This window comes from Allobosea sp. AK1, assembly GCF_006714945.1.
GTDB classification, from domain to species: Bacteria; Pseudomonadota; Alphaproteobacteria; order Rhizobiales; family Beijerinckiaceae; genus Allobosea; species Allobosea robiniae.
The window spans coordinates 2,582,660-2,607,309 of the sequence record NZ_VFMG01000001.1 but is presented as its reverse complement, the minus strand read 5'-3'; the positions used below and the strand labels follow the sequence as shown (position 1 = coordinate 2,607,309).

The following is a 24,650-nucleotide window of genomic DNA, read 5'->3' as shown; positions in this document are numbered from 1 at the left end:
ACCGGGTTCCTGCAAGTGGGTGGCCTTGCGTCAGAGGACAAGCGCGAAGGCGGCCGGCACATGGCGCGGCCGACACCAGGGCGCCAGGAACACCGCATCGGCGCGCAGATGATGGCTGGCGGCCCAGGGATTGCGCGAAAGCCAGTGCCTTATGCGCCGCTCGACCAGGCGCTGCTTTTCCGGGGTGATCGCGATCATGGCGTCATCGAGGTGCCTACGCGCCTTGACCTCGACGAAGGCGATGGTGCGGCCGCGCTTCATCACGAGATCGATCTCACCGCCCTTGCCACCGAAGCGCCGCTCCAGCAGGCGGTATCCCTTCGCGGTCAGCCAGAGAATGGCGAGCCATTCGGCGCGGCGCCCGGTCAGGCCGGAGCGCCGCGCTTTACGGCTGCGCCCGTCCGGATCGGCGCCCGCCCGGCTCACGGATCGTCGCGGGTCAGTTCGAGCGCGCGAGCATAGACCTTGCGGCGCGGCTGGCCGGTCTCGGCGGCGACCTGCGCCACGGCTTCCTTCAGCGAGACCTTCGCCAGTGCCACGCGCAAACGCTCGTCGATCGCCTCGTCGGTTGGAACGAGATCGGCGGCGCCGGGCGGACCGATGATCACGACGATCTCGCCGCGCGCCTCCTCTTCGCCATCGTAATGGGCGGCGAGTTCGGGAAGCGTGCCGCGCCGGACCGTCTCGTAGAACTTGGTGAGCTCACGCGCGACGGCGCCGGGCCTCGCGCCAAGCACGGCGGCGGCGTCAGCCAGCATCTCGGCGAGGCGGCGGGGCGATTCGAAGAAGACCAGCGTGCCGGGAATGGCGGCGAGTTCGGTCAGGCGGGTGCGGCGCCCGCCCGATTTCGGCGGCAGGAAACCCTCGAAGAAGAAGCGGTCGGTCGGCAGGCCGGCCAGCACCAGCGCCGCCAGCACGGCGGAGGGGCCGGGAATGCCAGTGACGGGCAAACCTTCCGCCACCAGCTCGGCGACGAGCTTGTAGCCGGGATCGGAAACCAGCGGTGTGCCGGCATCCGAGATCAGCGCGAGCTTGCCGCCCTCGCGCAGCTTCGCCAGCACCTTCGGACGCATCTGCGTGGCATTGTGCTCGTGGTAGGGCAGGAGCGGCGTCGATATCCCGTAATGCGCCAGCAGCGTCTTCGACGTCCGGGTGTCCTCGGCCAGGATCGCATCGGCGGCGGCGAGCGTCGCCAGCGCCCTGAACGAGATGTCGCGGAGGTTGCCGATCGGCGTCGCGACGATGTGGAGGCCCGGCGCCAGCGGCTCGGCCTCGGCTCTCAGGCCGAAAGCGGTATAGCTGGGAGCGCGGGGGGTGGCGGCAGTGTTCGACATCCGATCACGCTGCCACAGCCGCCGCAGCGGCGCCATGGCGGGGAACGCCCGCACCGGTGCAACCCATAGTTAACAACTTGAAAATAGGCTTCCGGACTGGCACGAGAGGTCCGGGGGCATATCGGTTCCACAGGACCCATCGCCGGGCCGCGTTTCGCCGGCCCGGTCACGACTGGAGATCGCCCGTGTTGTATCATCGGCACCTCGCACCGATCCTGCGGTTCAAGACACGGGCCTTTGCGGTCCTGCTGCCGCTTGCGCTCGCCGCCTGCGGCGGCGGCACCTCGGGCCTGCCGGGCTTCGATTCGGGCACGCCCGCAGCCGGCGGCGGCGCGCCGACCGGGCAGACCATCGGCACCGGCAAGGTCAAGGTCGGCCTGATCCTGCCGCTGACCGCCGAGGGCCAGGGCGCGGTCGTCGGCAATTCGCTCAAGAACGCCGCCGAGATGGCGCTGGCCGAATTCCCGAATGCCGACCTGACCCTGCTGGTCAAGGACGATCGCGGCACGCCGGACGGCGCCCGCGCCGCCGCGCAGGAAGCCCTGTCGGAAGGGGCCGAACTGATCGTCGGCCCGCTCTTCGCGCCCTCGGTCCAGGCGGCCGGGCAGGTGGCACGCGGCGCCAACAAGCCGGTGATCGCCTTCTCCAGCGATTCCAACGTCGCCTCGCGCGGCGTCTACCTGCTCTCCTTCCCGCCCGAGAACGACGTCAACCGCGTGATCGGCTATGCCGCCCAGCAGGGCCGCAAGTCCTTCGCGGCGCTGGTGCCGGACACCGCCTATGGCAAGGTGGTCGAGGCCGCCTTCCAGCAGGCCGTCGCCAATCGCGGCGCTCGCGTCGCCGCGATCGAGCGCTTCAGTGCCGACCCGGCCGCGATGAAGGCCGCGATCCAGCGCCTGATGCCCTCGCTCGCCCAGGCCGATGCGCTGTTCGTGCCGGCCGCCGCCGACGCCATGCCGACGCTCGGCCAGCTCCTGCAGGAGGCCGGCTACAACCCCGCCAAGGTCAAGCCGCTCGGCACCGGCGTCTGGAACGATGCGGGCATCGCGCGCGTGCCGGCTATCCAGGGCGGCTGGTTCGCCTCGCCCGACACCGCCGGCTTCAACGCCTTCGCCGGGCGCTACCAGCAGCGCTTCAACGGCGCGCCGACCCGCACCGCGACGCTGGCCTATGACGCGGTCTCGCTGGCGGCGGCGCTGGCGCGCACGCAAGGCTCGCAGCGCTTCTCGGAAGCCGTGCTGACCAACGGTTCCGGCTTCGCCGGGGCGGACGGCGTCTTCCGCTTCCGCCCGGACGGGCAGGTCGAGCGCGGGCTCGCCGTGCTGGAACTGCGCAACGGCCAGATCGTCACGATCAACGCCGCGCCGCGCGATCTCGGCCCGCGCTCGCAATAAGACGCCCAACGAAAACGGCCGGGCAAGGCCCGGCCGCTTCCTCATCACGATGGGTGACGGGCCTCAGCTCAGCGGCGCGTATTTCACCACGCAACCATAGGCCTTGGTGCTGGCTTCCGAGACCGGCTTGCCGGCCTTGAGCTCTGCGACGGCCTGGCGGACATAGCTCTTGGCGCCTTGGAGGCTCGATGCCGCCGAGGTCGGCTTGTCGTCGATCGCGCCCATATAGGCGAGCGTGCCCTTGGGATCGATGATGTACATATGCGGGGTGGTCTGGGCGCCATAGGCCCGCGCGACCTTGCTGTTCGGGTCGAGCAGGATCCCGGCCGGCGCGGCGTTGCGCTGGACCGTGAGTTCCTTCGCCTTGGCGGCATCGACATGGCCCTGCTCGCCCTGCGGCGAGGAGATCACCGAGAGCCAGACCACGCCCTCCTTGGCCATGTCCTTCTGCAGGTTCTGCATGGTCGCGCTGTTGTAGTGCTTCCGGACATAGGGGCAGTCATGGTTGGTCCATTCGAGGATCACCGTCTTGCCGGCGAATTCCGAGAGATTGCGGGTCTTGCCCTCGACATCGACCGCCTGGAAGGCGGGGGCGGGCGCGCCCACCTTGGCCCCGCCTTGCGCGAAACCGGGGGCCGGGCAGGCAAGAGCCGCGAGGGCGAGGCCGGCGATGAAAGTCTGTCTGGTCAGGCTTTGCATGTCTGTCTCCCTGGGTTGATGTCGAACACCTATGGCAGTGCCGCCGCCGTCACATTGCGCCCGGCCGCACGCTCGGCCGCGGCGATCAATCCGTCCATGGTGAGGAGCTGCGGCAGGATCTCGGCCTGCGCCTCCTTGCGGGCGGGATAGAACAGGTAGAGCGGCACGCCGGCGCGGCCCTGCTCGGCCAGCGCCTTGGCGATGCGACTGTCGCGATTGGTCCAATCGGCCTTGAGATAGACGACGCCGAGCTTCGCGAAAGCGTCCTTCACCTCCTGCCGGGAGAGCGCGACGCGCTCGTTGGCGATGCAGGTGATGCACCAGGCCGCGGTGAAATTGACGAAGACCGGCTTGCCCTGCGCCTGCAAGGCCGCGACCCGCTCCGGCGACCAGGCCTCGACATCGCCGGCCCGCGCCTCGGTCGCCGCACCGGGAACGGCATTCTGCACAGTGAACCAGCCGGCGCCGAGCACGACCAGCGCCGCCAGAACCGAGCCGAAGGCACGTCGCGCGAACGATCCGCGTGTCACGCCGATAAGCCAGACGGCGAAACCCGCCGCCAGCACCGCGACGAGCGCAGCGAGCACGCCCTGCGGGCCGCTCTGCACCGACGCGACCCAGATCAGCCAGATCGCGGTCGCGAACATCGGGAAGGCGAAGGCCTGTTTCAGCACCAGCATCCAGCGACCGGGCTTCGGCAGCAGGCGCAGGAGGCTAGGCGCGAAGGAGAGCGCCACCACCGGCAGCGCGAAGCCCAGCGCCAACGCCATGAAGACGGAGAGGGCGACGGCTGGCGGCTGCGTCACCGCATAGCCCATCGCCGCACCCATGAAGGGTGCCGTGCAGGGCGTCGCGACCACCACCGCGAGCACGCCGGTCATGAAGGCGCCAAGCCGCCCGCCCCGGCTGGCGAGGCCATCGCCGAGCCCGGTGACGGAGGTGCCGATCTCGAAGGCGCCGAGCAGGTTGAGGCCGATCAGGACCATCACCACCGCCAGCGCGATGACGAGCGGCGGCGACTGGAGCTGGAAACCCCAGCCGACGCTGCTGCCGAGGCTGCCCAGCGCGATCACCGCACCGGCCAGCACCATGAAGGTGACGAGCACGCCGCCCATGAAGAGCAGGCCCTGCTCCCGGACCTCCGAACGGCTGCGATGCGCGAGCTGCGCGAAGCCGAGCGCCTTGATGAAGAGCACCGGCAGGACGCAGGGCATCAGGTTGAGGATCAGGCCGCCGGCAAAAGCGAAAGCCAGCGCCGCCCAGAGCGTCAGGTCGGCGCCCTCGGTCGGCATCGGAATCCGCACCACGGCCGGGCGCGCTTCAGGCGCCGCTGCCACATCTGCCGCCATCAGAGCCGGATCGGCATCGGCGAGCAGCGTCACAGCCCGCGGCATCCCTTCCTCGGTAAAGGTGAGGACGCCGGAGATTTCCGGCTTCGCCAGCTTGAAGGCACTCGAACGGGTCAACGTCAGCGCAGGCTTGTCGTCGGCCGCAAAAGGCTGCTCGGCCGCATGCTCGATCAGCGTATCGGAAACCGGGAAGAAACGCAGATCGTTGGCGCCTGCCGGCAGGCCGGGCAGATCGAGAACGAGCTTGCCGGCATCGTCGCGGAGCTTGCCGCGGAAGGCGGCCGGCTTGGGCAGCGCCGCGATGGCGGCATCGATGCGCGCCTCTGCCGCCTGATCGACTGCGCTTGCGGTGCTGATCGGAAGCTCCAGCGAGAAGGAGCCTTCCTCGGGAATGCAGATCTTCTCACAGACGAGCCAGGTCGCCTCGGCCTTCAGCGTGAAAGTCTCGCCGGGCCTGGCATCCGCCGGCACGGTGATCTCGAGCGGCAGCAGAACCGTGCCTTCGAAGCCGAAATTGACGAGGGGCTCGACCCGGATCGCCTTGGGTGCCGGCCACTGGATCTCGCCCGCGGTCGCGCCGGTCGGCAGGTCCCATTTGATCTGGGTCGGCTCGCCGGAATCGCCGGGGTTCAGCCAATAGGTATGCCAGTGCGGCGCGAGCTTCTGGACGAGCGCGAGCTTGAAGCGCTCGCCGGGCGCGACCGCGTCCCGGCTCGACAGCAAGGTCGCGGTGACGCGCGGCGAGGTGACGGGAGCGGATTCGGCGGCAACCGCCAGGCCGGGAACCAGCAGACCCAGCGCCAGCGCTGCGCCGCGCAGGAAACGCTTGCCTAGATATCGCCGCATGATGCCGTCGCCATCCCTGAACATCCCGACCCCATGCCTCATTCCGCCCTCGCCTGCCAATGACAAGGCAGTGAGGCGGGGTCGCGGGCATTCTGGGCGATCCGCCTTCGGGAGGCAGCGTGCCATGGTGTCGCCGCCCCCGGTGACGGGGCGGCGAGGCCGTTCAGATCGCGGCGCCGTCCGTGACGATATCGGCGCCGAGGCCCTGGCGGACCGCGCGCACGATCTCGGCTTCCGCCGCGGCACCCCGTTTGCGCGGACGGCTCGCGTCGATGCGATGCTCGGCGATGATCTGGCCGGGGGCACCTGACAGAACGACGACGCGATCGGCGAGATAGGCGGCCTCGTCGATATCATGGGTGACGAAGAGCACGGTCTTGCCGGTGCGCTGCCAGACGCGGATCAGCTCATCCTGCAGGTTCTCGCGCGTCAGGGCATCCAGCGCCGAGAAAGGCTCGTCCATCAGCAGGATTTCCGGCTCGACGGCGAGCGCGCGGGCCAGCGAGACGCGCTGGCGCTGCCCGCCGGAGAGCTGGTGCGGCCAGCGTTGGGCCAGCGGCGCCAGCCCAACGAGATCGAGCATCGCCGCAGCCTTGGCCAACCGCTCGGCACGGGGCGTGCGGCCTTCGAGCCCGAAGCCGACATTGGAGACGACCTTGCGCCAGGGCAGCAGCCGCGAATCCTGAAAGACCAGCGCGACAGGCCGGCGCGCTTTGTCCTTCGCGTTGATGACGACCTCGCCGCCGCTCGGCTTGGCGAGGCCGGCGATGACGCGCAGCAAGGTCGACTTGCCGACGCCGGAGGGGCCGACGATCGCCAGGAATTCGCCGCGCCCGACATTGAGGTCGAGCTTGCGCAGGACTTCGGTGTCCTCGCCGTCGCGCTTGAAGGTCAGCGACAGGCCTTTGATTTCGATCACGCTTTCCAACGCAGCACCCATTTCTGGAAGGCGACGAAACCGGTGTCGAGCAGGCCGTAGAGCGCCGCCATCGTCAGCATGTAGACCACGACGATATCGGTCGCGAGGAGGCTCGACGCCTGCATCATGCGCTGGCCGACACCGGCGACGCCGAATATCTCGGCCGCGACCACCGCCATCCAGGCCTGGCCGAGCGCCGTCCTGATGCCGACGAGGATGCCCGGCAAGGCCGCCGGCAGCAGGATCTTAAACAGGCGCTGCCAGGGGGAGCGGAAGCCGAAGGCATCGGCGACCTCGATGAGATCGCGGTCGACGCCGCGGATCGCGCCCTGCGCCGCGAAGAAGACGATCCAGAACACGCCGATCGCGATGATGAAGACCGCCGCGCCCGGCGTGACACCGAACCAGATGATGGCGAAGGGCACCCAGGCGAGGCCGGGAATCGGGCGTAGAACCCGGACGACCCAGGCCGTCGCCTCCTCGGCGGTCCGGGACATACCGATCAGTACGCCGAAGGCGATGCCGAGTCCGGCGCCAACAAACAGGCCGACGAAGTAGTGCCAGAGCGAACCTAGTATGGCCGAGAGCCAGGCGCCGGAGGAGAGCTCCCGCATGAAGGCCTTCGGCAGGGCGCTCGGCCCCGGCAGGAAGGCCGGATTCACCCATCCGAAGAAGGGCATCGCCTCCCAGAGCAGGAGGAAGGCGACGAGGCCCAGAAGGGCGAGGGCCGGAGCCCGTAGCGCAGTCACGATCTCAGCCGCCCGCCTTGACCGCACGCTCGTAGTACTGGGTCTCGAACAGCCCGTCGAAGGGGAGTTCCTTCTCCAGCGAGCCGAGCTTGACCTGGTAGGCCTGCATGGCGCGGGCGGGCTCGATGATCTTGCGCGGGTCGATCTCGAAGCGGCTCGCCGGCGAAACCAGCGCCTTCTGGATCAGCTCGGGATCGACGATGCCCTTGCCAAGCGCCGCGCCGACATGGGGCGCGGCCTTGGTCGGATCGGCCTTGATCAGCGCGGCCGCCTTGACGAGGCCGGAGACGAGGTTCTGCACGGCCTGCGGATTCTTGGTGGCGAAGGCGCCGGAGACGGCAACGACCGTGCCTGGCTGGCCCGGGAAGACCTCCTCGCCGCCGGCAATCAGCTTGATCTGCGGGTTGCGGGTCTGGAGGATCGTCAGCGCCGGCTCGCGGACCGAGCCGCCATCGACCGCGGCGGCCAGGATCGCCTGCTGGGTCGCGTCGATGCCCATCGGCACGATCTCGACATCGGCCTTGTCGACCTTCGCAACCTCCCAGAGCCAGTATTGCAGCGTCGTGTTCGGCACCGAGCCCGCCGGCTGGGTGGCAAGGCGCGCCGCCTTGCCGGTGGCAGTGCGGAAGGCCTTGAAGGCCGCAGCCGCATTCGTGCCGGCCGTGAAGAACTTGGTCAGGGAGGGCGCGCTGACGACGACATTCTCGCCGATCGCGGTCGAGGCGACGACGCGGATATCGACGCCGCGCGAACGGGCGACGGCGAGCGGCGCGACGCCGGCGACATAGACGTCGATCGTGCCCGACGCGAGCGCCTGGATCATGTTCGGGCCGGATTCGAAGACGGTGACCGCGACATCGATGCCGCCCTGCTTGAGCCAGCCCTCGCCATTGGCGACGAAGAACGGCGCCGTACCGACGACGGGGATGTAGCCGACACGCGCGGCGACGCTCTGGGCACGGGCCGGGCCGGCGAAGGGCATGGCCGCCGCGAGGCTCGACCCGGCGATGAGGAACTGGCGGCGATCCATCGTTCAAATCCTTCTCGAAAACAGGCCCGAACGAGCCCCCATTGACAGATTGAGAAAAGGATTTTCTATCTGGATGCAATAGATCAGCTTGAAAAAGATGTTTTATCTCTTTCTTGCGAAATCTGCGAAACGAATTTCTCCAGATAGCGAGCTTGAGAGAATGGACGCCATCGACCGCAAGATCCTCACCGTGCTCCAGGCGGACGCGAATATCTCGATCGCGGAGCTTGCCGACCGCGTCGGGCTCTCGCAGACCCCGTGCTGGAAGCGCATTCAGAAGCTCGAACAGGCCGGGGTGATCCTGAAGCGCGTCGCCCTGGTGGCACCCGAGAAGATCGGGCTCGGGCTCACCGTCTTCGTCCAGATCGAGACGGCGGATCATTCCGGCCCGTGGCTGGACAAGTTCGCCCAGATGGTCGCGGCGATGCCGGAGGTGATGGAGTTCTACCGGATGGCGGGCGATGTCGATTACATGCTGCGCGTCGTCGTCGCCGACATGGCCGCCTATGACAGCTTCTACAAGAAGCTGATCGAGACGATCCCGCTCAAGAACGTGACCTCGCGCTTCGCGATGGAGCGGATCAAGGCGACGACGGCCTACAAGGTGCCCGATCTGCCCCGCACCTGAGGAAGGCGGCGAATCGCGCGGCGCATGACAGCGCGGCGCGGCTGGTGCTACGTAACGGACAGTTCGCCATTCGCGCTGCCCGAGGAGCCGTTTTGTCCGCTTCCCGCTCCGTTCTCCTGATCATCGGCGGCGGCATCGCCGCCTACAAGATGCTGGAGGTCATCCGCCGATTGAAGGATCGCGGCATCGCCTCGCGCTGCATCGTGACCAAGGCCGGCGAGCAATTCGTCACGCCGCTCACCGTGTCCTCGTTGGCCGGCGAGCGCTGCTTCACCGACATGTTCTCGCTGACGGACGAGGCCGATATCGGCCATATCCAGCTCTCGCGCTCGACCGACCTCGTCGTGGTCGCGCCCGCGACCGCCGACCTGATCGCCAAGATGGCGAACGGGCTCGCCGACGACCTCGCCTCGACGGCGCTGCTCGCCACCGACAAGCGCGTGCTGATCGCGCCGGCGATGAACCCGCGCATGTGGCAGCACCCGGCGACGCGGCGGAACATGGCGCAGCTCGAAAAGGACGGCATTCTGGTCGTCGGCCCGAATATCGGGGCGATGGCCGAGCGCGGCGAGAGCGGGCCGGGTCGCATGGCCGAGCCGCCGGAAATCCTCGCCGCGATCGAGCTCGCGCTCGCCGGCGAAAAGCCCAATGCGCAGCGCGCCATCGGCTTCCTCGGCCGGCTGCCGGGCGGCGAGCATGCGACCGGCGCGCTCGCCGGGCGACATGTGCTGATCACCTCCGGGCCGACGCATGAGCCGATCGACCCCGTGCGCTACATCGCCAACCGTTCCTCCGGGAAGCAGGGCCATGCCATCGCTGCCGCGGCAGCCGCGGCCGGCGCGCGGGTCACGCTGATCAGCGGGCCGGTCAGCCTGCCCGATCCGGCGGGGGTCGAGACCATCCATGTCGAATCGGCCCGCGAGATGCTCAACGCCGTCGAGACGGCGCTGCCGGCCGATATCGCGATCTTCGCGGCGGCTGTCGCCGACTGGCGCGTGGCGGATGCCGCCTCCGACAAGCTGAAGAAGGACGGCAAGGCGCTGCCGCCGCTGTCGCTGGTCGAGAACCCCGACATCCTCGCCACCGTCGCGCATCGCAGGAGCGGGCGCCCGCCGCTGGTCGTCGGTTTTGCCGCCGAGACGCAGAACGTGATCGACTATGCCCGCGCGAAGCTCGCCAGGAAGGGCTGCGACCTGATCGTCGCCAATGATGTCGGCGGCACCGGCGTGATGGGCGGCGACGCCAATACCGTGCATCTCGTCACGACGAGCGGCGTCGAGACCTGGCCGACCCTGCCGAAGGGGGAGGTCGCTACGCGGCTGATCGACCATATCGCCGGGCTCGCGCCGGCCCGGCAGGCGGAGTGACGATGGTCACTGTCCTGCTGCAGCGGCTACCGCATGGCGCCGACCTGCCCTTGCCCGCCTATGAGACGGCAGGCGCGGCGGGGCTCGATCTGCGCGCCGCCATCGGCGAGCCCGTCATGCTTGCGCCCGGTGCGCGGACACTCGTTCCGACCGGGCTCGCGATGCAACTGCCCGCGGGTTTCGAGGGACAGGTGCGGCCGCGCTCGGGGCTGGCTCTGCGCCACGGCGTCACCGTCCTCAACGCACCCGGCACGGTCGACAGCGACTATCGCGGCGAGGTCTCGGTCGTGCTGATCAACCATGGCAGCGAGCCTTTCACGGTCACGCGCGGCGACCGCATCGCCCAGCTCGTCATCGCTCCGGTCAGCCATGCCCGGCTTTCGGAAGTCGAGACGCTCGATGAGACCGCGCGCGGCGCCGGCGGCTACGGCTCGACGGGCGTCAGCGGCGGTGCGAACGCGGGAGGCCGCCCGTGATCCTGCTCTCGCGCCGCAGCCTGCTCGCCATCGCCGCCGTGGTCGATATCGCCTTGCATGCAAGGCCGCAGCCGGTTGCGGCCAAGCTGCTCGCGGCCCGGCATGCGCTGCCGCCCCGCCATCTCGAAACCCTGCTGCAGACGCTGGTGCGCGTCGGCATCCTCAAGGGCGTGCGCGGCCCGCGCGGCGGCTACGAGCTCGCCCGCGAGCGGCGCAAGATCACGGCCGGCGACATCGCCCGGGCCGCGATGCAGGAAGCCATCGAGGAAGGGCTCGGGCCGGAGCCGCAATCGCGATTGGTCGACGAGGTCATCGGGCCGGAGGTGGAGCAGGCCTCGGCCGCCTTCCTGGCCGCACTGGACACGGTCACGGTCGAAGAACTGTGCCAGCGTGCGCAGGCGAAGGCCGTCTTCGGCGAGCCCGGCAAGAAACCTGATTTCACAATTTAATCATGTTATTTATTTCTTTAATCGACAGATTTTGTGAATTGATCTAGCGTCGGATCGAACGTTCTCTCGTCCAGAGGAGTCATGTCATGGCCGAAGCACAGAAATCGACGAAGGCGCCCGGACGCGGACGCATCTACAACTCGATCACCGACACGATCGGCGATACGCCGCTGGTCAGGCTCAACCGCTTGCCGGCCGAGCGTGGTGTCAAGGCGACGATCCTGGCCAAGCTCGAGTTCTTCAACCCGATCTCGAGCGTGAAGGACCGCATCGGCGTCAACATGATCGATGCGCTGGAGGCCTCCGGCGCGCTCAAGCCCGGCGGCACGCTGATCGAGCCGACCTCCGGCAATACCGGCATCGCGCTCGCCTTCGTCGCCGCGGCGCGCGGCTACCGCCTGATCCTGGTCATGCCGGAGACGATGTCGCTGGAGCGGCGCAAGATGCTGCTCCTGCTCGGCGCCGAGCTCGTCCTGACGCCCGGTCCCGGCGGCATGCGCGGCGCCATCGCCAAGGCCGAGGAGCTCAGGAACGAGATCCCGGGCGCGATCATCCCGCAGCAGTTCGAGAACCCGCACAACCCCGAAATCCACCGCAAGACCACCGCCGAGGAGATCTGGAACGACACCGATGGCGGCGTCGACATCATCGTCTCCGGCGTCGGCACCGGCGGCACCATCACCGGTGTCGGCCAGGTGCTGAAGCCGCGCAAGCCCGGCCTCAGGATGGTCGCGGTCGAGCCGGAGGATTCGCCCGTCCTGTCGGGCGGCCAGGCCGGCCCGCACAAGATCCAGGGCCTCGGCGCCGGCTTCGTGCCGGGCATCCTCGACCGGGGGATCATCGACGAGGTCGTCACCGTCGGCAACCAGACCGCCTTCGAGACGGCCCGCGCGCTCGCCAAGAGCGAGGGCATCCCGGCCGGCATTTCGTCCGGCGCGGCCGTCGCCGCGGCGCTCGAAATCGGCGCCAAGCCGGAGAATGCCGGCAAGACCATCGTGGTGATCATCCCCTCCTTCGCCGAGCGCTATATCTCCAGCGCCCTGTTCGAGGGTCTGTGACTGCAACAACCATCCAGATCGTCCGGCTGGCGGAAGGCCTGCCGGACGATTTCGAGGCGCTGCGTCAGGAAGCAAGCGCGGAAAGCTACCGCTTCGTCGAGGGGCTGCACGAGGAATGGCTCGCCGGCCATTATGATGGCGGAGACGAGCGTTTCGTCACCTTCGCCGCCTTCCATGAAAGCGAGCTCGCCGGCATCGGCGCGCTGACGCCCGACCCTTACGATCCCGCGCCCGATCTGCTGCGCGTCCGGCATGTCTATGTCCGGCCGCTGCATCGCGGCGCCGGCATCGGGCGCGTGCTGGCCGGGGCTCTGATCCAACAGGGACTGGACCTCGCGCCGCGGCTTTCGCTGCGCGCCGCCGATCCGCGCGCGAACGCCTTCTGGGAGGCGAACGGCTTCAAGCCGGACACGAGCGGAACGCGCCGCTCGCATCTGCTGACGCGCTAGGCGCGCTTCAGCGCACCAGAACCAGCCGGTTGTTCCAGGGGTCGGTGACCGTCGGCACGCCGTCGGCCTCGCTGCCCCCGGCCGCCAGGATACGCTCGCGCATCGCGGCGAAATCCCGCTCGTCGGGCGCAACCAGCTCGAAGCGATCGAGCCCCGCTTCACCCGGCTGGCGCGGACCGGCACCGCGGCTGCCCCAGATATTGCCGGCGATATGATGGTGATAGCCACCGCTGGAGAGGAAGCTCGCGCCGGGATAATGCACCATCAGGTCGAAGCCGAGCAGGTCGCGATAGAAGGCTTCCGCCGCAGCCGTGTCGCCGACGCGCAGATGGATGTGGCCCATCCCGGTACCCTCCGGCATGCCGGCATAGGCCGCCTCGTCGGCCTCGCTCAGCAGCTTGTCGAGATCGAGCCGCTCGGTCGCCATGGCGATACCGCCATCGGGCTTGCGCGGCCATTCCGCGCGCTTGCGGTCGCGGTAGATCTCGATGCCGTTGCCCTCGGGATCGGACAGATACAGCGCCTCGCTGACGAGATGGTCGGAGGCGCCTTCGAGCGGGATGCGCGCGACCGCGGCATGCTTCAGCCAGTTGGCGAGATCGCGCCGCGACGGCAGCAGGATAGCGAGATGGAACAGGCCGGCGGCCGAGGTCGGCCGGGTCGCGCCCGCTTCCAGACGGACGAGCATGCGCCCGCCCGTGCCCAGTTCGGCGCTCGTCGCGTCCTGGCGGATCAGGCCGAGGCCGATCGCGTCGCGGTAATAGGCTGTGAGAGCCGGGAGATCGCGGACCCGCAGCGTCACCGCACCGATGAAGACCGGCGCCTTGTGCGCTTCGAGGGTGGTGGCGGAGGCCGTCCGCTCGATCGTTGCGACCATGGGAAAATCCTTTCGCGGCGGCCATGCCGGCCGCATCCTTAAAATGGCGCTTCTCCCCCGCCTTGTCGCCCACCCGGCCGGCAAGGCCGTGATTGCAAGGCTGCAATGATGCGCGCTCAGCCAGGGCGCGGCCGATCGATGGCGAAATGGCGGAACCAGCCTTCCTCGCGCCCCTCGACCAGCGCCCCGATCAATCGTGAGGCCAGGAAACTGAAGGTAATGCCGTTCCCGCCATAGCCATAGGCGGCGAGCAGGCGCGGATGGCCCGGCACGCGCCCGATCAACGGCAATCCGTCCTCGGTCTGGCCGAAGGCTCCCGACCAGGCCTGGTCGAGATCGAGGCTAGTCTGCGGAACGAGAGCGTGCAGCCGCGCCTGCAGCGCCTTCGCTTTTTCCGGGCCGAGGGCTTCCCGCCGGTCGGGATCGTCAAAATCCTCATCCTCGCCGCCGAAGACGATGCGGCCATCGGTGGTCGTGCGGCAGTAGCAGTAATCCTCCGACGCCTCCCAGACGAGCGCCGGGCCGGGCCAGAGCGCCTGCGGCGCTTGCGGCACCGTCGCGATCGCCCAGCTCGACGCGACGCGGTGCAGGTCGTCGCTGACGATATCGGGCATGACATAGCCGGTGGCGAGCACGATCCGGTCGGCCTCGACGACCCGCCCACTGGCGAGGGAGACCGCCGCCGAACGACCGGCGCCGTCGAAGCCCACCGCCTCGTCGCGGATGAGCCTCGCCCCGCGCCGCACGGCTGTCGCGAGGAGTCCGTGGCAGAGGCTGAGCGGATCGGCCTCGGCCGAGCCCGGCGAGACGATGGCCGCCGCCTGGTCGAAGCCGAAGGTCGCGCGCAAAGCGGCGTGCTCGAGGAAGCTGCCCGGAAGGCCGGCCCGCTCGCGTGCCGTCATCTCATCCAGCAATTCGCGCGGACCGCTCTCGCCTGCTGCGAGGTAGACGGTCTGGCGGGGCGCGAAGCCACAGGGCAGCGCGAGTTCGCCGACCAGATTGCGCAAGCCCTCGACGGCCTGGAAACTCAAGCGATAGACCTCTGCGGCAGCGGCAAAGCCGTAGAACGCCGCGAGTTCGGACAATCTGAGATCGATCTCCCATTGCAGCATCGCGGTCGAGGCCGCCGTGCTGCCAAAACCTTCGCGCTCGCGATCGATCAGCACGACATCGCGGCCCATCGCCGTGAGGTGCTCGGCGGCCAGCGCGCCCGTGATGCCGCTGCCGATGATCGCAACATCGCAGCGCGTATCCGCTTCAAGCTCTCGTCCCACGGGGCGTTGCAGAAGCGGGCGCCAGGGCCCCGTGCCGGTGCGCAGATCATCCTGGCGCGTGGTCTGGGGATCGAGCATCACTCCGCCCTTGCCGGGCCGACCCGGTCGGCCATCGTGGCGCCGCGCTGGCCGAGCGGCTTCGGCCGACCCGTGGTGGTGTCATGCTCCGTCTGGTGTTCGAGCTCGGCATTGAGCTCGGCCCCCGCCAGCACGATCGTCGCCGAGAGCCAGAGCCAGGTCATGAACACCACGACGGTCGCAAGCGAGCCATAGGCCGCCGTGTAATTGCCGAGCGTCGAGACATACCAGGAGAACAGGTAGGAGGCTGCGCCCCAGAACAGGGCCGCGGCGATGGCGCCGGGCATGACCCAGATGAAGCGCATGCGCTCGCGGCTCGGGCCGATCCAGTAGAGCACCGCGATCGAGAGCGTCGCCATGACGAAGAAGGACGGCCAGCGGACGAGCCGGATCAGCCGTTCGAGCTCGGAGTGGAACGGGAAGAGCGCGGTCACCAGCGGCAGGCTGGCGATGGCGATCAGGGCAGCCGTGAGCAGGACGACGCCGCTGACCGTGGTGAAGAGCGAGATCGCGTTGAGCTTGAGGAAGCTGCGCTTCTCGGCCTCGCGATAGATGATGTTCAACGCATCGAAGAGCGCCTTCACCGCGGCATTTGCCGACCAGGTCGCGACGCCCAGGCTGACATAGAAGGTCAGCGACAGACCGAAGCCGGACTGGGTCGAGAGCCGCGTCGCCTGCTCGTGGATCAGTTCGCGCGCGGCCTGCGGGAACATCGTCGTGACCGTGTCGAGCTGCTCGGCGATGGTCGCGGGGTCGGTGAAATAGCGGTAGATCGTGACCAGCAGCGACAAGGCCGGCACGAGCGAGAGCAGGGTGAAGAAGGCGACCGCGCCCGCAAGCGACGAGAGGCGGTTCTCGGCGACATTCCCGATGAAGCGCAGGAGCACGTCCTTCCAGCCGAGCCAGGTCATCTGCAGCGGCGTCTTCGCCAGCCGGCCGCGCACCGCTTCCTCCCGACGACGCCCGAGCTTGTCGGCCACCACGCCCGACAGATAGCCGAGCGCGACCCCGATCCCGGCCGCACCCGTGATCCGTTTGAGGAAAGCCATGTCGGGATTCACGCTCCGCCAGTGTTGCCATCGCAGCTTGAGGGCAACCGGCCGCGTCCGCAATCGTTCCGGCAACAGGCCGGCCAAGGGGCGGCTTAGCCGATTGTTAACCTTAATGCTTCGTTATGACGGGGCGCGGCCGCGAGCGGCCGACGCTGTTCCATCCAGCGGAAAGCCCGATGACGAAGCTCTTCAGAACCGGCCTGACGGCCCTCGCGATCCTGCTGTCGGGCGCGGCCGGAGCGGCTGACCTGAGCAAGGTCGCGCTGCCGCCGGCCCCGGACCTGCCGGCGCTCTATTCCTGGACCGGGTTCTATGCGGGCCTCCAGGGTGGCTATGCCTGGGGCAACAGCCGCGTGCGGATGAGTGCGCCCGGAGGGGCCTTCGCACCCGTCAGCTTCCGCGTCGGCGCGGATTCTGCCTTCGGCGGCGCCCATGCCGGCTTCAACTACCAGCTCGGCGGCATCGTGCTCGGCGTCGAGGGCGATGTCGAAGCGCTGAACAACCGCAGCCGGTTCGACGGGATCGGCCTCTCCGCCCGCGTCAGCCAGGACTGGCAGGGCTCGGCCCGCGCCCGTCTCGGTCTCGCGTTCGACCGCTGGATGGTCTACGGCACCGGCGGTGTCTCTTTCACCGAATACGAGCGGCGCATCTTCGCGCCCGGCGCAGGCTTCGGCGAGCGGCTGACCAGCGCCCGCACCGGCTGGAATGTCGGCGCCGGCGTCAATTTCGCCTTCACCGACCATCTGATCCTCGGCGCCGAATACCGCTACACCGATTTCGGCCGGAACCGCTTCGCCAGCTCCGGCGCCTTCCCTGGCCTGAGCGGATCGCAGGAACTGTCGAGCCACAGCGCCCGAGCCAGCGTCGCCTACAAGTTCTGAGGCCTGCTCAGAACCCCGTGCGCTGACGGATGGCGGCGGCGAGCGTGCCGTCGTCGAGATAGTCGAGCTCGCCTCCAACAGGCACGCCATGGGCAAGTCTGGTCACCTTCACCGGCAGATGCGCCAGGAGATCGGTGATGAAATGCGCCGTGGTCTGGCCGTCGACCGTGGCGCTGAGCGCGAGGATGAGCTCCTTCACCGCCGGATCGGAGGCGCGCTCCACCAGCGCGTCGAGCGAGAGATGCTCGGGCCGGACGCCGTCGAGCGCCGAGAGCACGCCGCCGAGCACATGATAGCGGCCGGACACCGCGCCCGAGCGCTCCAGCGCCCAGAGATCGGAGATATCGGCGACGACGACGATCAGCCCATCGTCGCGGCGCGGATCGGTGCAGAGGCCGCAGGGGTCGCTGGTATCGACATTGCCGCAGCGGGCGCAGACGACGATGCGTTCGCGCGCCACCGCCATCGCCTCGGAGAGCGGGCCGAGCAACTGCTCGCGCTTCTTGACGAGATGCAGCGCCGCGCGCCTTGCCGAGCGCGGCCCGAGCCCCGGCAGCTTGGCCAGGAGCTGGATCAGCCTTTCGATCTCGGGACCGGCAATGGCGCGGGACATCGATGTCTCTGAATTGAGTGAAACGTCATCCCGGGCGACCGAAGGGAGACCCGGAATCCATGCCTGAACCGTTCCGGAATGGATCCCGGGTCTTCGCTTCGCTACGCCCGGGATGACCCGTGAGGATTGGGGTTCAAAACAGCTTCATGCCGGGCGGGATCGGCAGACCCTTGGTGACCTCGGCCATCCGCTCCTGCATGACGCGTTCGCCGCGGGTGCGGGCGTCGTTCGCCGCGGCGACGATCAGGTCCTCGAGGATCTCGCGCTCATCCGGCACCATCAGGCTCGGATCGATCTTCACGCCCTTGAGTGCGCCCTTGGCCGTCATCGTGACCGTGACCATGCCGCCGCCGGCTGCGCCCTCGACCTCGATCAAGTCGAGCTCGGCCTGCATGTCGGCCATCTTCTGCTGCATCTGCTGTGCCTGCTTCATCAGGCCCATCATGTCGCGCATCGGAAATCCTCCTCGAAAGCGTCAGAAATCGATGCCGTCGAAATCCGGTTCGGAATCGTCGAACAGGGGCTCGGCATCGGGCAGGTATTCGTCCTCGGACGGCGTCGCGGCCGCCATTTCGGCGGCGGCGATGGCACGGGGATCGCGGACATCGACGATGCGCGCGCCGGGGAAGCGCTCCAGCACCGCCTTGACCGACGGATGGGCCGCCGCGTCATTCTCGCGCTGGTCCTTCGCGGCTGCGGCCTGCTCGCGCATGGTGGCCCCGCCCTCGCCATTGACGACGGCGACCATCCAGGTCTGACCGGTCCATTCCTTGAGGCGGCGCGACAGGTCCTGCGCGAGGGTGCGCGAGGCGCCCTCGGCCAGCGAGAATTCGATGCGGCCGGGCTCGAAGCGCACGGGTCGGATATCGCGCTCCAGCGCGATCTTGAGGGTGATGTCGCGATGCTGCGAGGCGAGCGCAACGACATCCTCCAGCGTGGCGACGATCGCCATCGGTGCGGCGACAGCACGCGCGACCGGCGCAGGCGCGGGATTGGCGCTGGCGAGGATCGGACGGGCGGCGAGCGCGGTATTGCCGCCGCCGGAGGGCGGGCGGGACATGCCGCCGCCGCCATTACCGTTGCCGGCGGGGACGGAGCCCATGCCGTCGCGCAGCATCTTGAGCGCCTCGTCCGGCGTCGGCAGGTCGGCGGCGTGCGCGAGGCGAACGAGGACCATCTCGGCCGCCATCACCGGCCGGTCGGCCTGCTTCACCTCGGCCAAGCCCTTGAGCAGCATCTGCCAGGTCCGGGCGAGGATGCGGACCGAGAGGCGCTGGGCGAAATCGCCGCCACGCACACGCTCGGCCTGGGCGAGGCTGTTATCCTTCACCGCCTCGGGCACGAGCTTCAGGCGCGTCACGAGATGGGTGAATTCGGCGAGGTCATTCAGCACCACGACCGGATCGGCGCCGGCATCATATTGCGCCCGCAATTCGCCGAGCGCCGCGGCGATATCGCCCTTCATCACGGCCTCGAAGAGATCGATGACGCGGGCCCTGTCGGCGAGGCCGAGCATCGAGCGGATATCGTCGAGCGTGATCCGGCCGGCCGCGTGCGCGATGGCCTGATCGAGGATCGAGAGCGAGTCACGCACCGAGCCCTCGGCGGCGCGGGCGATCGCCGCGAGCGCCTCCTGCTCGGCATCGACGCTCTCGGCCCGGCAGATATTCGCGAGATGATCGACCAGCATATCGGCTTCGACACGGCGCAGGTCGAAGCGCTGGCAGCGCGAGAGCACCGTGATCGGTACCTTGCGGATCTCCGTCGTCGCGAAGATGAACTTCGCATGCGGCGGCGGCTCCTCCAGCGTCTTCAGGAAGGCGTTGAAGGCGCCGGTCGAGAGCATGTGCACCTCGTCGACGATATAGACCTTGTAGCGCGCCGAAACCGGCGCATAGCGCACGGCGTCGTTGATCTGGCGGATATTGTCGACGCTGTTGTTCGAGGCCGCGTCGATCTCCATCACGTCGATATGGCGGCCCTCGATGATCTCGCGGCAATGGATGCCGAAATCGCGCAGGTCCGTGGTCGGGGCGCCCTGCCCGTCGGGCGTCTGGAAGTTCAGTGCGCGCGCCAGGATGCGGGCGGTCGTGGTCTTGCCGACGCCGCGCACGCCGGTCAGCATCCAGGCCTGCGGGATGCGGCCGGCCGCGAAGGCGTTGGTCAGCGTGCGCACCATCGCTTCCTGGCCGATCAGGTCGCCGAAATGCGCCGGGCGATATTTTCGCGCCAGCACGCGATAGGGTGCGGGCGCCCCATTCGCGGAGGCTTGCGGCGCAGGCACCGGATCGAACCCGGCGAATCCCGGTTCGTCAGCAGAGGCGGCGTCGATCTGGTCGGTCATGGAAACTGGTTTCGCCAATCGGGAGGCGAGGGTCAATGGCGCAGCGCCGGTCCCGTGCTTCGGTCCGGCGCTTTCATACGCGCATAAGGTGGGAGGCTGGACGAAGACCCGTTCGGTCTCGTTAGGGCTGCTTCCTTCCGGACCTGACCCGGTTGGCGAGTGAGACGTCCCTCGCCAACCTCCCGCCCGCTATATCGGGGATGTCTTCGAGAATCGCAAGCCGGCATCGCAGCGGCGCGAAGCTTCGTCGCAGTCGGCGCCAAGCTTGCCAGTTTGGCGTTGACTTGGTGTCGTCCATCCGTCATAAGCCCGCCACCTGCGCAGCCGAAAGGCGGCGCCGACCCTTATCGCATGACAGGCTCGGTTGGCCATGCTTTCCCCGGAAAGCCGCGGCCGTCGTGCTCATAAAGGCCCCGGAGACGGACCGTGAAAAGAACCTATCAACCCAGCAAGCTGGTTCGCAAGCGCCGCCACGGCTATCGCGCCCGCATGGCGACCAAGGGTGGCCGCAAGGTCATCGCCGCTCGCCGCGCTCACGGCCGCAAGCGCCTGTCGGCCTGACGAGCCCTGGCGCGTGACGACAGCGCGCCGGTTCGGGAAGACGGGCCAATCGCCATGCGCCTCGCCCGCCTGACACAACGCAAAGAATTCCTGGCGGCGGCCGAACACGGCCGCCGCTTTCGTTCGTCCGCCTTCATGGCCCAGGTGCGCGACGCCGCGCCCGATGAGCCCCGCAAGGACGGCGGACCCGTGGCCTTGAGGCTCGGCCTGACCGCCTCGCGCAAGACCGGCAATGCCGTGAAGCGCAACCGCATCCGCCGGCGCCTGCGCGAAGCGGCCAAACAGGCCCTCGCCAGCCAGTCCGAACGCCCCTGCGACATCGTGGTCATCGCGCGCTCCGACGTGCTGACCGCGCAATTTAAGACGCTCGTCGCCGATCTTTCGATTGCCATCGACCGGGCAAAGCCTCACAAGCCGCGTGAAGCAACCTTTGCCGACAGGCGCCGCCCGCTTCCCAAGCGCGGGGCGCCTTCGCAAGCCTGACCCCGCCGCGCTCCTGCCGGACCAAGCGAGATCTGTTTCCGACCATGATGAAAGAAGACAACCGCAATCTGCTTCTCGCGATCGTCATGTCCGTGGTCGTGCTGCTCGGCTGGCAGTTCTTCTACGGCGTGCCGCAGATGGAAAAGCAGAAGCAGATCGCGCAGCAGACCCAGCAGGCCCAGAGCCAGCAGGCGCCAGCGGCCGGCTCCACTCCGGCTCCTTCCACGCCCGGCCAGCCCGCTGGCTCGGCCGCGCCCGGCACCGCTGCCCCGCAGCAGATCGGCACCCGCGAGCAGGCGCTGGCGGCAGGCCCGCGCGTCAAGATCGATACGCCCAAGATCGCCGGCTCGCTCTCGCTGACCGGCGCACGCATCGACGACGTCTCGCTCAAGGCCTATCACGAGACCGTCGACCCGAAGAGCGCGAACATCGTGCTGCTCTCGCCGCTCGGCGGCCCGGACGCCTACTATTCCGATTTCGGCTGGGTCGCGCCCCCCGGGACGACAGTGGCGCTTCCGAACGCCACGACGGTCTGGACCGCCGACAACCAGGTGCTGAACTCGGCCAAGCCGGTGACGCTGAGCTGGGACAATGGCCAGGGCCTGACCTTCAAGCGCATCATCAGCGTCGACGACAACGCCATGTTCACGATCCGCGACGAGGTCGAGAACAAGGGCAGCGCCGCCGTGACCCTGTTCCCGTACGGCCAGATCGTCCGCCACGGCAAGCCGCATACGCTCGGCTACTACGTCCTGCATGAGGGCCTGGTCGGCTATCTCGGCGAGCAGGGCCTGCAGGAATACACCTACGACAAGCTCGACAAGGAACCGCTGCTCTCCCCGGGCACGACAGGCAAGACCTGGAAGGATGCGGTCGGCGGCTTCGTCGGGATCACCGACAAATACTGGGCCGCCGCGGTCGTCCCCGACCAGCAGCGCAAGTACGAAGGCCGCTATTCCTCGGTCCAGACCAGCACCGGCCATACCTACCAGGCCGATTTCCTCGGCGAGAGCGTTGCGGTCGCGCCGGGTGCCACCGCCTCCTCCAACGCCCGGCTCTTCGCCGGCGCCAAGGAGGTCGCGGCGATCAACGGCTATGAGGAAAGCCAGCAGATCAAGCGCTTCGACCTGCTGATCGACTGGGGCTGGTTCTATTTCTTCACCAAGCCGCTCTTCTTCGTGCTCGACTGGATCTACAAGCATGTCGGCAATTTCGGCGTCGCGATCCTGATCGTCACGGTGCTGCTCAAGGGCCTGTTCTTCCCGCTCGCCAACAAATCCTACGCCTCGATGGCGAAGATGAAGGCGCTCCAGCCGGAAATGACGGCGATCCGCGAGCGCTATGCCGACGACAAGATGAAGCAGCAGCAGGCTCTGATGGAGCTGTACAAGACGCAGAAGATCAACCCGGTCGCCGGCTGCTGGCCGGTGCTGCTGCAGATCCCGGTGTTCTTCGCGCTCTACAAGATCCTGTTCATCACCATCGAGATGCGGCACGCGCCGTTCTTCGGCTGGATCCACGATCTCGCCGCGCCGGACCCGACGAACCTGTTCAACCTGTTCGGGCTCTTGCCCTTCACCCCGCCGGCCATGCTGCATCTCGGCCTGTGGCCGATCATCATGGGCATCACGATGTTCATCCAGATGAAGATGAACCCGGAGCCGCCGGACCCGGTGCAGAAGATGATGTTCACCTGGATGCCGGTGTTCTTCACCTTCCTGCTCGGCTCGTTCCCGGCCGGCCTGGTGATCTACTGGAGCTGGAACAACCTGCTCTCGGTGACCCAGCAGGGCTTCATCATGCGAAAGAACGGGGTGAAGATCGAGCTGTTCGACAACCTCAAGGGCATGTTCGGCAAGAAGAAGCCGGCGACTGCCGGCGGCGCGCCCAGCCCCGCCAATACCAACAAGAAGTGAGAGATCGAAGGGCGGGGTTTCCCGCCCTTCGCTTTTGAAGGCCATCGCCCCGATGCCATTGCCCGATCCGAACACGCGCCATCCGATCCCCGGCTGGAAGGGCACGGCCTTCCTGAAGGCGGTGGTCGACCATCCGCTGATCGCGGTCGGCGACTACAGCTACTATGACGACTCGCGCGGGCCGGAGCATTTCGTCGCCCGCTGCGTGCGCTACCATTTCGACTTCATCGGCGACCGCCTGGTCATCGGGAAATTCGTCGCGATCGCGCAGGCGGCACAGTTCATCATGAACGGCGCCAACCATCCGATCGGCGGCTTCTCGACCTTTCCCTTCCAGATGTTCGGCCTCGGCGATCCCGAGAGCCTGAAGCGGCCCGGCCCGAACAACCGCGGCGACATGGTGATCGGCAACGATGTCTGGATCGGGCGCGAGGCGGTGATCATGCCGGGCGTGACGATCGGCGACGGCGCGATCATCGGCACGCGGGCGCAGGTGACCAAGGACGTGCCACCCTATGCGGTCGTCGCCGGCAATCCCGGCCGCGTCGTGAAGATGCGCTTTCCGCCCGAGATCGTGACCGAGCTGCTGGCGATCCGCTGGTGGGACTGGGACGCCGACAAGATCGCGCGCCATATCGACGCGATCCAGGGCGCCGATATCGACGCGCTGCGCCGGGCCGTGTAGGCAGGGAAACATGACGACATCGACGACCAAGCCCTATGACGCCGAGGAGATCGAGGCCGCCCGCAAGCTCTTCGAAGGGCCGTGGGATTTCGTCTGGGCCTCGACCAAGATCGACGATCTGCCGCCGATGGTCGGCCAGGAGATCGCCTTCGCCGGGCGCTCCAATGTCGGCAAGTCGAGCCTGATCAACGCGCTGACGCGGCGCAACGCGCTGGCGCGGACCTCGCATACACCCGGCCGGACGCAGCAACTCAACTTCTTCCGGCAGGTCGAGCACGAGGAGCCCGTCGGGGCGGGATCTCAAGGCAGCAAGCGCTCGCGCGAAAAGCCGGTTCCGGTTTATTCGCCGCATGCGCCGACCATCGTCGACATGCCCGGCTACGGTTATGCCGCCGTCGGCAAGGAGAAGGTCGCGGCCTGGACCCGGCTGATCCATGACTATCTGCGCGGCCGCGCCAACCTGATGCGCGTCTATGTGCTGATCGACGCGCGCCACGGCATCAAGGATGTCGACGGCGCCGTGCTGGAGACGCTCGACAAGGCCGCCGTGTCCTACCAGGTCGTGCTGACCAAGGGCGACGCCCTGAAGCCGGCCGACCAGACCTTCATGACCGAGGCGACCTTCGACGAGATCAAGCGCCGCCCGGCCGCCTTCCCCGAGGTGCTGCTGACCTCCAGCGAGACGGGCGCCGGCATGCCGGAATTCCGCGCTGCGATCGGCCGCGTGCTGGCGGAGCGCGGCTGAGCGCGATGACCGCGACGCGCCTTCATCTGGCCCTTGCCGCCTTGATGGGTTTCGCCGGCGTCGCGTTGCTGGCGGCCGCGGCTCATGTCGCCATCGATCCCGGTCATGTCCAGACGGCCGGGCAGATGCTGCTGTTTCATGCCTCGGTCGTCATCGGCGCGACCGCGGCGCGCAAGGGCGGGCATCTCCATGACCTGCTGGCGCGGATCGCACTCTCGGCGATCATGGTCGGCGCAGCCCTATTCGCGGCCGATCTCGCCCGGCGCGGTTTTGGCGGCGAAGCGCTGTTTCCGCGCGCGGCGCCGACGGGCGGCTGGTTCATGCTCGCTGGCTGGCTCGGGCTTGCGGTCGCTGCCGTGACGGCGAAGCGCAGCTGAACGGCGTCAGCGTTCTT

27 protein-coding genes and 1 other RNA gene are annotated in these 24,650 nt (G+C 68.2%); 14 read left to right on the top strand and 14 right to left on the bottom strand.

Going from position 1 to position 24,650, the window contains the following annotated elements; all coding sequences use genetic code 11:
* Positions 1 to 30: 30 nt before the first annotated feature.
* Positions 31 to 426 carry a YraN family protein gene (locus tag FHT98_RS12930; protein ID WP_142114272.1) on the bottom strand — a complete coding sequence of 132 codons (396 nt, stop codon included), beginning with the start codon at positions 424 to 426 and terminating at the stop codon, positions 31 to 33.
* On the bottom strand, positions 423 to 1,334 hold the full coding sequence (rsmI, locus tag FHT98_RS12925; protein WP_142114271.1) for a 16S rRNA (cytidine(1402)-2'-O)-methyltransferase: 912 nt from the start codon (positions 1,332 to 1,334) through the stop codon (positions 423 to 425). Before rsmI ends, FHT98_RS12930 begins: the two co-directional genes overlap by 4 nt.
* A 185-nt stretch (positions 1,335 to 1,519) precedes the next feature.
* Here rsmI and FHT98_RS12920 point away from each other — a divergent pair, with 185 nt between their 5' ends.
* Positions 1,520 to 2,728 (top strand): penicillin-binding protein activator, encoded by a 1,209-nt coding sequence (locus FHT98_RS12920; protein WP_142114270.1) that lies wholly within the window; start codon positions 1,520 to 1,522, stop codon positions 2,726 to 2,728.
* Positions 2,729 to 2,791: 63 nt separating this feature from the next.
* On the opposite strand, the gene FHT98_RS12915 is transcribed toward FHT98_RS12920, so the two are convergent.
* The 5 genes from FHT98_RS12915 to FHT98_RS12895 form a co-directional block, all read right to left on the bottom strand.
* A complete protein-coding gene (locus FHT98_RS12915) occupies positions 2,792 to 3,427 on the bottom strand; it encodes a thioredoxin family protein (protein WP_142114269.1) in 636 nt (211 codons plus the stop codon).
* A gap of 29 nt (positions 3,428 to 3,456) precedes the next feature.
* Positions 3,457 to 5,622 (bottom strand): protein-disulfide reductase DsbD family protein, encoded by a 2,166-nt coding sequence (locus FHT98_RS12910; RefSeq protein ID WP_142114268.1) that lies wholly within the window; start codon positions 5,620 to 5,622, stop codon positions 3,457 to 3,459.
* Between the two features lie 163 nt (positions 5,623 to 5,785).
* A complete protein-coding gene (locus tag FHT98_RS12905) occupies positions 5,786 to 6,562 on the bottom strand; it encodes an ABC transporter ATP-binding protein (protein ID WP_142114267.1) in 777 nt (258 codons plus the stop codon).
* Positions 6,538 to 7,290: an ABC transporter permease gene (locus FHT98_RS12900; RefSeq protein WP_142114266.1), complete on the bottom strand. Its 753-nt coding sequence runs from the start codon at positions 7,288 to 7,290 to the stop codon at positions 6,538 to 6,540. The genes FHT98_RS12905 and FHT98_RS12900 overlap by 25 nt, the downstream gene beginning before the upstream one ends.
* A gap of 4 nt (positions 7,291 to 7,294) precedes the next feature.
* Positions 7,295 to 8,320 carry an ABC transporter substrate-binding protein gene (locus tag FHT98_RS12895; protein ID WP_142114265.1) on the bottom strand — a complete coding sequence of 342 codons (1,026 nt, stop codon included), beginning with the start codon at positions 8,318 to 8,320 and terminating at the stop codon, positions 7,295 to 7,297.
* A 160-nt stretch (positions 8,321 to 8,480) separates the two neighbouring features.
* Here FHT98_RS12895 and FHT98_RS12890 point away from each other — a divergent pair, with 160 nt between their 5' ends.
* The 6 genes from FHT98_RS12890 (at position 8,481) to FHT98_RS12865 (ending at position 12,747) form a co-directional block, all read left to right on the top strand.
* Complete coding sequence (locus FHT98_RS12890; protein WP_142114264.1) at positions 8,481 to 8,948, top strand: Lrp/AsnC family transcriptional regulator; 468 nt, start codon at positions 8,481 to 8,483, stop codon at positions 8,946 to 8,948.
* Between the two features lie 92 nt (positions 8,949 to 9,040).
* Entirely contained in the window at positions 9,041 to 10,315 is a 1,275-nt protein-coding gene (locus FHT98_RS12885) for a phosphopantothenoylcysteine decarboxylase domain-containing protein (protein WP_142114263.1), read from the top strand.
* A 2-nt stretch (positions 10,316 to 10,317) separates the two neighbouring features.
* A complete protein-coding gene (gene dut / locus FHT98_RS12880) occupies positions 10,318 to 10,791 on the top strand; it encodes a dUTP diphosphatase (protein ID WP_142114262.1) in 474 nt (157 codons plus the stop codon).
* A complete protein-coding gene (locus FHT98_RS12875; protein WP_091857443.1) occupies positions 10,788 to 11,240 on the top strand; it encodes an RrF2 family transcriptional regulator in 453 nt (150 codons plus the stop codon). Before dut ends, FHT98_RS12875 begins: the two co-directional genes overlap by 4 nt.
* Positions 11,241 to 11,326: 86 nt before the next feature.
* A complete protein-coding gene (gene cysK / locus FHT98_RS12870; RefSeq protein WP_061970985.1) occupies positions 11,327 to 12,298 on the top strand; it encodes a cysteine synthase A in 972 nt (323 codons plus the stop codon).
* A complete protein-coding gene (locus FHT98_RS12865) occupies positions 12,295 to 12,747 on the top strand; it encodes a GNAT family N-acetyltransferase (RefSeq protein WP_142114261.1) in 453 nt (150 codons plus the stop codon). Before cysK ends, FHT98_RS12865 begins: the two co-directional genes overlap by 4 nt.
* Positions 12,748 to 12,754: 7 nt before the next feature.
* On the opposite strand, the gene FHT98_RS12860 is transcribed toward FHT98_RS12865, so the two are convergent.
* The 3 genes from FHT98_RS12860 to FHT98_RS12850 all read right to left on the bottom strand — a co-directional run bounded on the left by FHT98_RS12860 (position 12,755) and on the right by FHT98_RS12850 (position 16,025).
* On the bottom strand, positions 12,755 to 13,624 hold the full coding sequence (locus FHT98_RS12860) for a VOC family protein (protein WP_185745145.1): 870 nt from the start codon (positions 13,622 to 13,624) through the stop codon (positions 12,755 to 12,757).
* A gap of 116 nt (positions 13,625 to 13,740) precedes the next feature.
* Complete coding sequence (locus FHT98_RS12855; protein ID WP_142114259.1) at positions 13,741 to 14,976, bottom strand: NAD(P)/FAD-dependent oxidoreductase; 1,236 nt, start codon at positions 14,974 to 14,976, stop codon at positions 13,741 to 13,743.
* Complete coding sequence (locus FHT98_RS12850; protein ID WP_142114258.1) at positions 14,976 to 16,025, bottom strand: YihY/virulence factor BrkB family protein; 1,050 nt, start codon at positions 16,023 to 16,025, stop codon at positions 14,976 to 14,978. The genes FHT98_RS12855 and FHT98_RS12850 overlap by 1 nt, the downstream gene beginning before the upstream one ends.
* A 179-nt stretch (positions 16,026 to 16,204) precedes the next feature.
* On the opposite strand from FHT98_RS12850, the gene FHT98_RS12845 reads away from it, so the two are divergent.
* Positions 16,205 to 16,909 carry an outer membrane protein gene (locus tag FHT98_RS12845; RefSeq protein ID WP_185745144.1) on the top strand — a complete coding sequence of 235 codons (705 nt, stop codon included), beginning with the start codon at positions 16,205 to 16,207 and terminating at the stop codon, positions 16,907 to 16,909.
* Between the two features lie 7 nt (positions 16,910 to 16,916).
* Here FHT98_RS12845 and recR read toward each other — a convergent pair whose 3' ends face one another.
* From recR to ffs, 4 genes are all read right to left on the bottom strand, one after another.
* The gene (recR, locus tag FHT98_RS12840; protein ID WP_061970993.1) at positions 16,917 to 17,522 is read right to left on the bottom strand and encodes a recombination mediator RecR; all 606 of its coding nucleotides are present in this window, start codon (positions 17,520 to 17,522) and stop codon (positions 16,917 to 16,919) included.
* Between the two features lie 133 nt (positions 17,523 to 17,655).
* Positions 17,656 to 17,976 (bottom strand): YbaB/EbfC family nucleoid-associated protein, encoded by a 321-nt coding sequence (locus tag FHT98_RS12835; RefSeq protein WP_061970995.1) that lies wholly within the window; start codon positions 17,974 to 17,976, stop codon positions 17,656 to 17,658.
* A 21-nt stretch (positions 17,977 to 17,997) separates the two neighbouring features.
* Positions 17,998 to 19,866, bottom strand: coding sequence for a DNA polymerase III subunit gamma/tau (locus tag FHT98_RS12830; protein ID WP_142114256.1), 1,869 nt, complete (start codon positions 19,864 to 19,866; stop codon positions 17,998 to 18,000).
* Positions 19,867 to 19,953: 87 nt separating this feature from the next.
* Positions 19,954 to 20,050, bottom strand: an RNA gene (gene ffs, locus FHT98_RS12825) — signal recognition particle sRNA small type.
* A 242-nt stretch (positions 20,051 to 20,292) separates the two neighbouring features.
* Between ffs and rpmH the strand changes: the two genes are divergently transcribed.
* The 6 genes from rpmH to FHT98_RS12795 are packed head-to-tail and all read left to right on the top strand — an operon-like array spanning position 20,293 to position 24,633.
* Complete coding sequence (gene rpmH / locus FHT98_RS12820) at positions 20,293 to 20,427, top strand: 50S ribosomal protein L34 (protein ID WP_038364779.1); 135 nt, start codon at positions 20,293 to 20,295, stop codon at positions 20,425 to 20,427.
* 54 nt (positions 20,428 to 20,481) lie between these two features.
* A complete protein-coding gene (rnpA, locus tag FHT98_RS12815; RefSeq protein WP_142114255.1) occupies positions 20,482 to 20,910 on the top strand; it encodes a ribonuclease P protein component in 429 nt (142 codons plus the stop codon).
* Positions 20,911 to 20,957: 47 nt separating this feature from the next.
* On the top strand, positions 20,958 to 22,826 hold the full coding sequence (yidC, locus tag FHT98_RS12810; RefSeq protein WP_142115751.1) for a membrane protein insertase YidC: 1,869 nt from the start codon (positions 20,958 to 20,960) through the stop codon (positions 22,824 to 22,826).
* Between the two features lie 52 nt (positions 22,827 to 22,878).
* Positions 22,879 to 23,511: a CatB-related O-acetyltransferase gene (locus FHT98_RS12805; protein WP_142114254.1), complete on the top strand. Its 633-nt coding sequence runs from the start codon at positions 22,879 to 22,881 to the stop codon at positions 23,509 to 23,511.
* 10 nt (positions 23,512 to 23,521) lie between these two features.
* Positions 23,522 to 24,256, top strand: coding sequence for a GTP-binding protein (locus tag FHT98_RS12800; RefSeq protein WP_142114253.1), 735 nt, complete (start codon positions 23,522 to 23,524; stop codon positions 24,254 to 24,256).
* A 5-nt stretch (positions 24,257 to 24,261) separates the two neighbouring features.
* The gene (locus FHT98_RS12795; RefSeq protein ID WP_091857456.1) at positions 24,262 to 24,633 is read left to right on the top strand and encodes a DUF423 domain-containing protein; all 372 of its coding nucleotides are present in this window, start codon (positions 24,262 to 24,264) and stop codon (positions 24,631 to 24,633) included.
* Positions 24,634 to 24,650: the final 17 nt, after the last annotated feature.

Coding starts and splice junctions, on each gene's coding strand:
- FHT98_RS12895 (WP_142114265.1), bottom strand. CDS start 8,320: ATGGATCGCCGCCAGTTCCTCATCGCCGGGTCGAGCCTCGCGGCGGCC.
- rsmI (WP_142114271.1), bottom strand. CDS start 1,334: ATGTCGAACACTGCCGCCACCCCCCGCGCTCCCAGCTATACCGCTTTC.
- FHT98_RS12845 (WP_185745144.1), top strand. CDS start 16,205: ATGACGAAGCTCTTCAGAACCGGCCTGACGGCCCTCGCGATCCTGCTG.
- FHT98_RS12835 (WP_061970995.1), bottom strand. CDS start 17,976: ATGCGCGACATGATGGGCCTGATGAAGCAGGCACAGCAGATGCAGCAG.
- yidC (WP_142115751.1), top strand. CDS start 20,958: ATGAAAGAAGACAACCGCAATCTGCTTCTCGCGATCGTCATGTCCGTG.
- FHT98_RS12830 (WP_142114256.1), bottom strand. CDS start 19,866: ATGACCGACCAGATCGACGCCGCCTCTGCTGACGAACCGGGATTCGCC.
- dut (WP_142114262.1), top strand. CDS start 10,318: ATGGTCACTGTCCTGCTGCAGCGGCTACCGCATGGCGCCGACCTGCCC.
- FHT98_RS12795 (WP_091857456.1), top strand. CDS start 24,262: ATGACCGCGACGCGCCTTCATCTGGCCCTTGCCGCCTTGATGGGTTTC.
- FHT98_RS12890 (WP_142114264.1), top strand. CDS start 8,481: ATGGACGCCATCGACCGCAAGATCCTCACCGTGCTCCAGGCGGACGCG.
- recR (WP_061970993.1), bottom strand. CDS start 17,522: ATGTCCCGCGCCATTGCCGGTCCCGAGATCGAAAGGCTGATCCAGCTC.
- FHT98_RS12855 (WP_142114259.1), bottom strand. CDS start 14,976: ATGCTCGATCCCCAGACCACGCGCCAGGATGATCTGCGCACCGGCACG.
- FHT98_RS12905 (WP_142114267.1), bottom strand. CDS start 6,562: ATGGGTGCTGCGTTGGAAAGCGTGATCGAAATCAAAGGCCTGTCGCTG.
- FHT98_RS12805 (WP_142114254.1), top strand. CDS start 22,879: ATGCCATTGCCCGATCCGAACACGCGCCATCCGATCCCCGGCTGGAAG.
- FHT98_RS12850 (WP_142114258.1), bottom strand. CDS start 16,025: ATGGCTTTCCTCAAACGGATCACGGGTGCGGCCGGGATCGGGGTCGCG.
- rnpA (WP_142114255.1), top strand. CDS start 20,482: ATGCGCCTCGCCCGCCTGACACAACGCAAAGAATTCCTGGCGGCGGCC.
- FHT98_RS12910 (WP_142114268.1), bottom strand. CDS start 5,622: ATGCGGCGATATCTAGGCAAGCGTTTCCTGCGCGGCGCAGCGCTGGCG.
- cysK (WP_061970985.1), top strand. CDS start 11,327: ATGGCCGAAGCACAGAAATCGACGAAGGCGCCCGGACGCGGACGCATC.
- FHT98_RS12800 (WP_142114253.1), top strand. CDS start 23,522: ATGACGACATCGACGACCAAGCCCTATGACGCCGAGGAGATCGAGGCC.
- FHT98_RS12915 (WP_142114269.1), bottom strand. CDS start 3,427: ATGCAAAGCCTGACCAGACAGACTTTCATCGCCGGCCTCGCCCTCGCG.
- FHT98_RS12860 (WP_185745145.1), bottom strand. CDS start 13,624: ATGGTCGCAACGATCGAGCGGACGGCCTCCGCCACCACCCTCGAAGCG.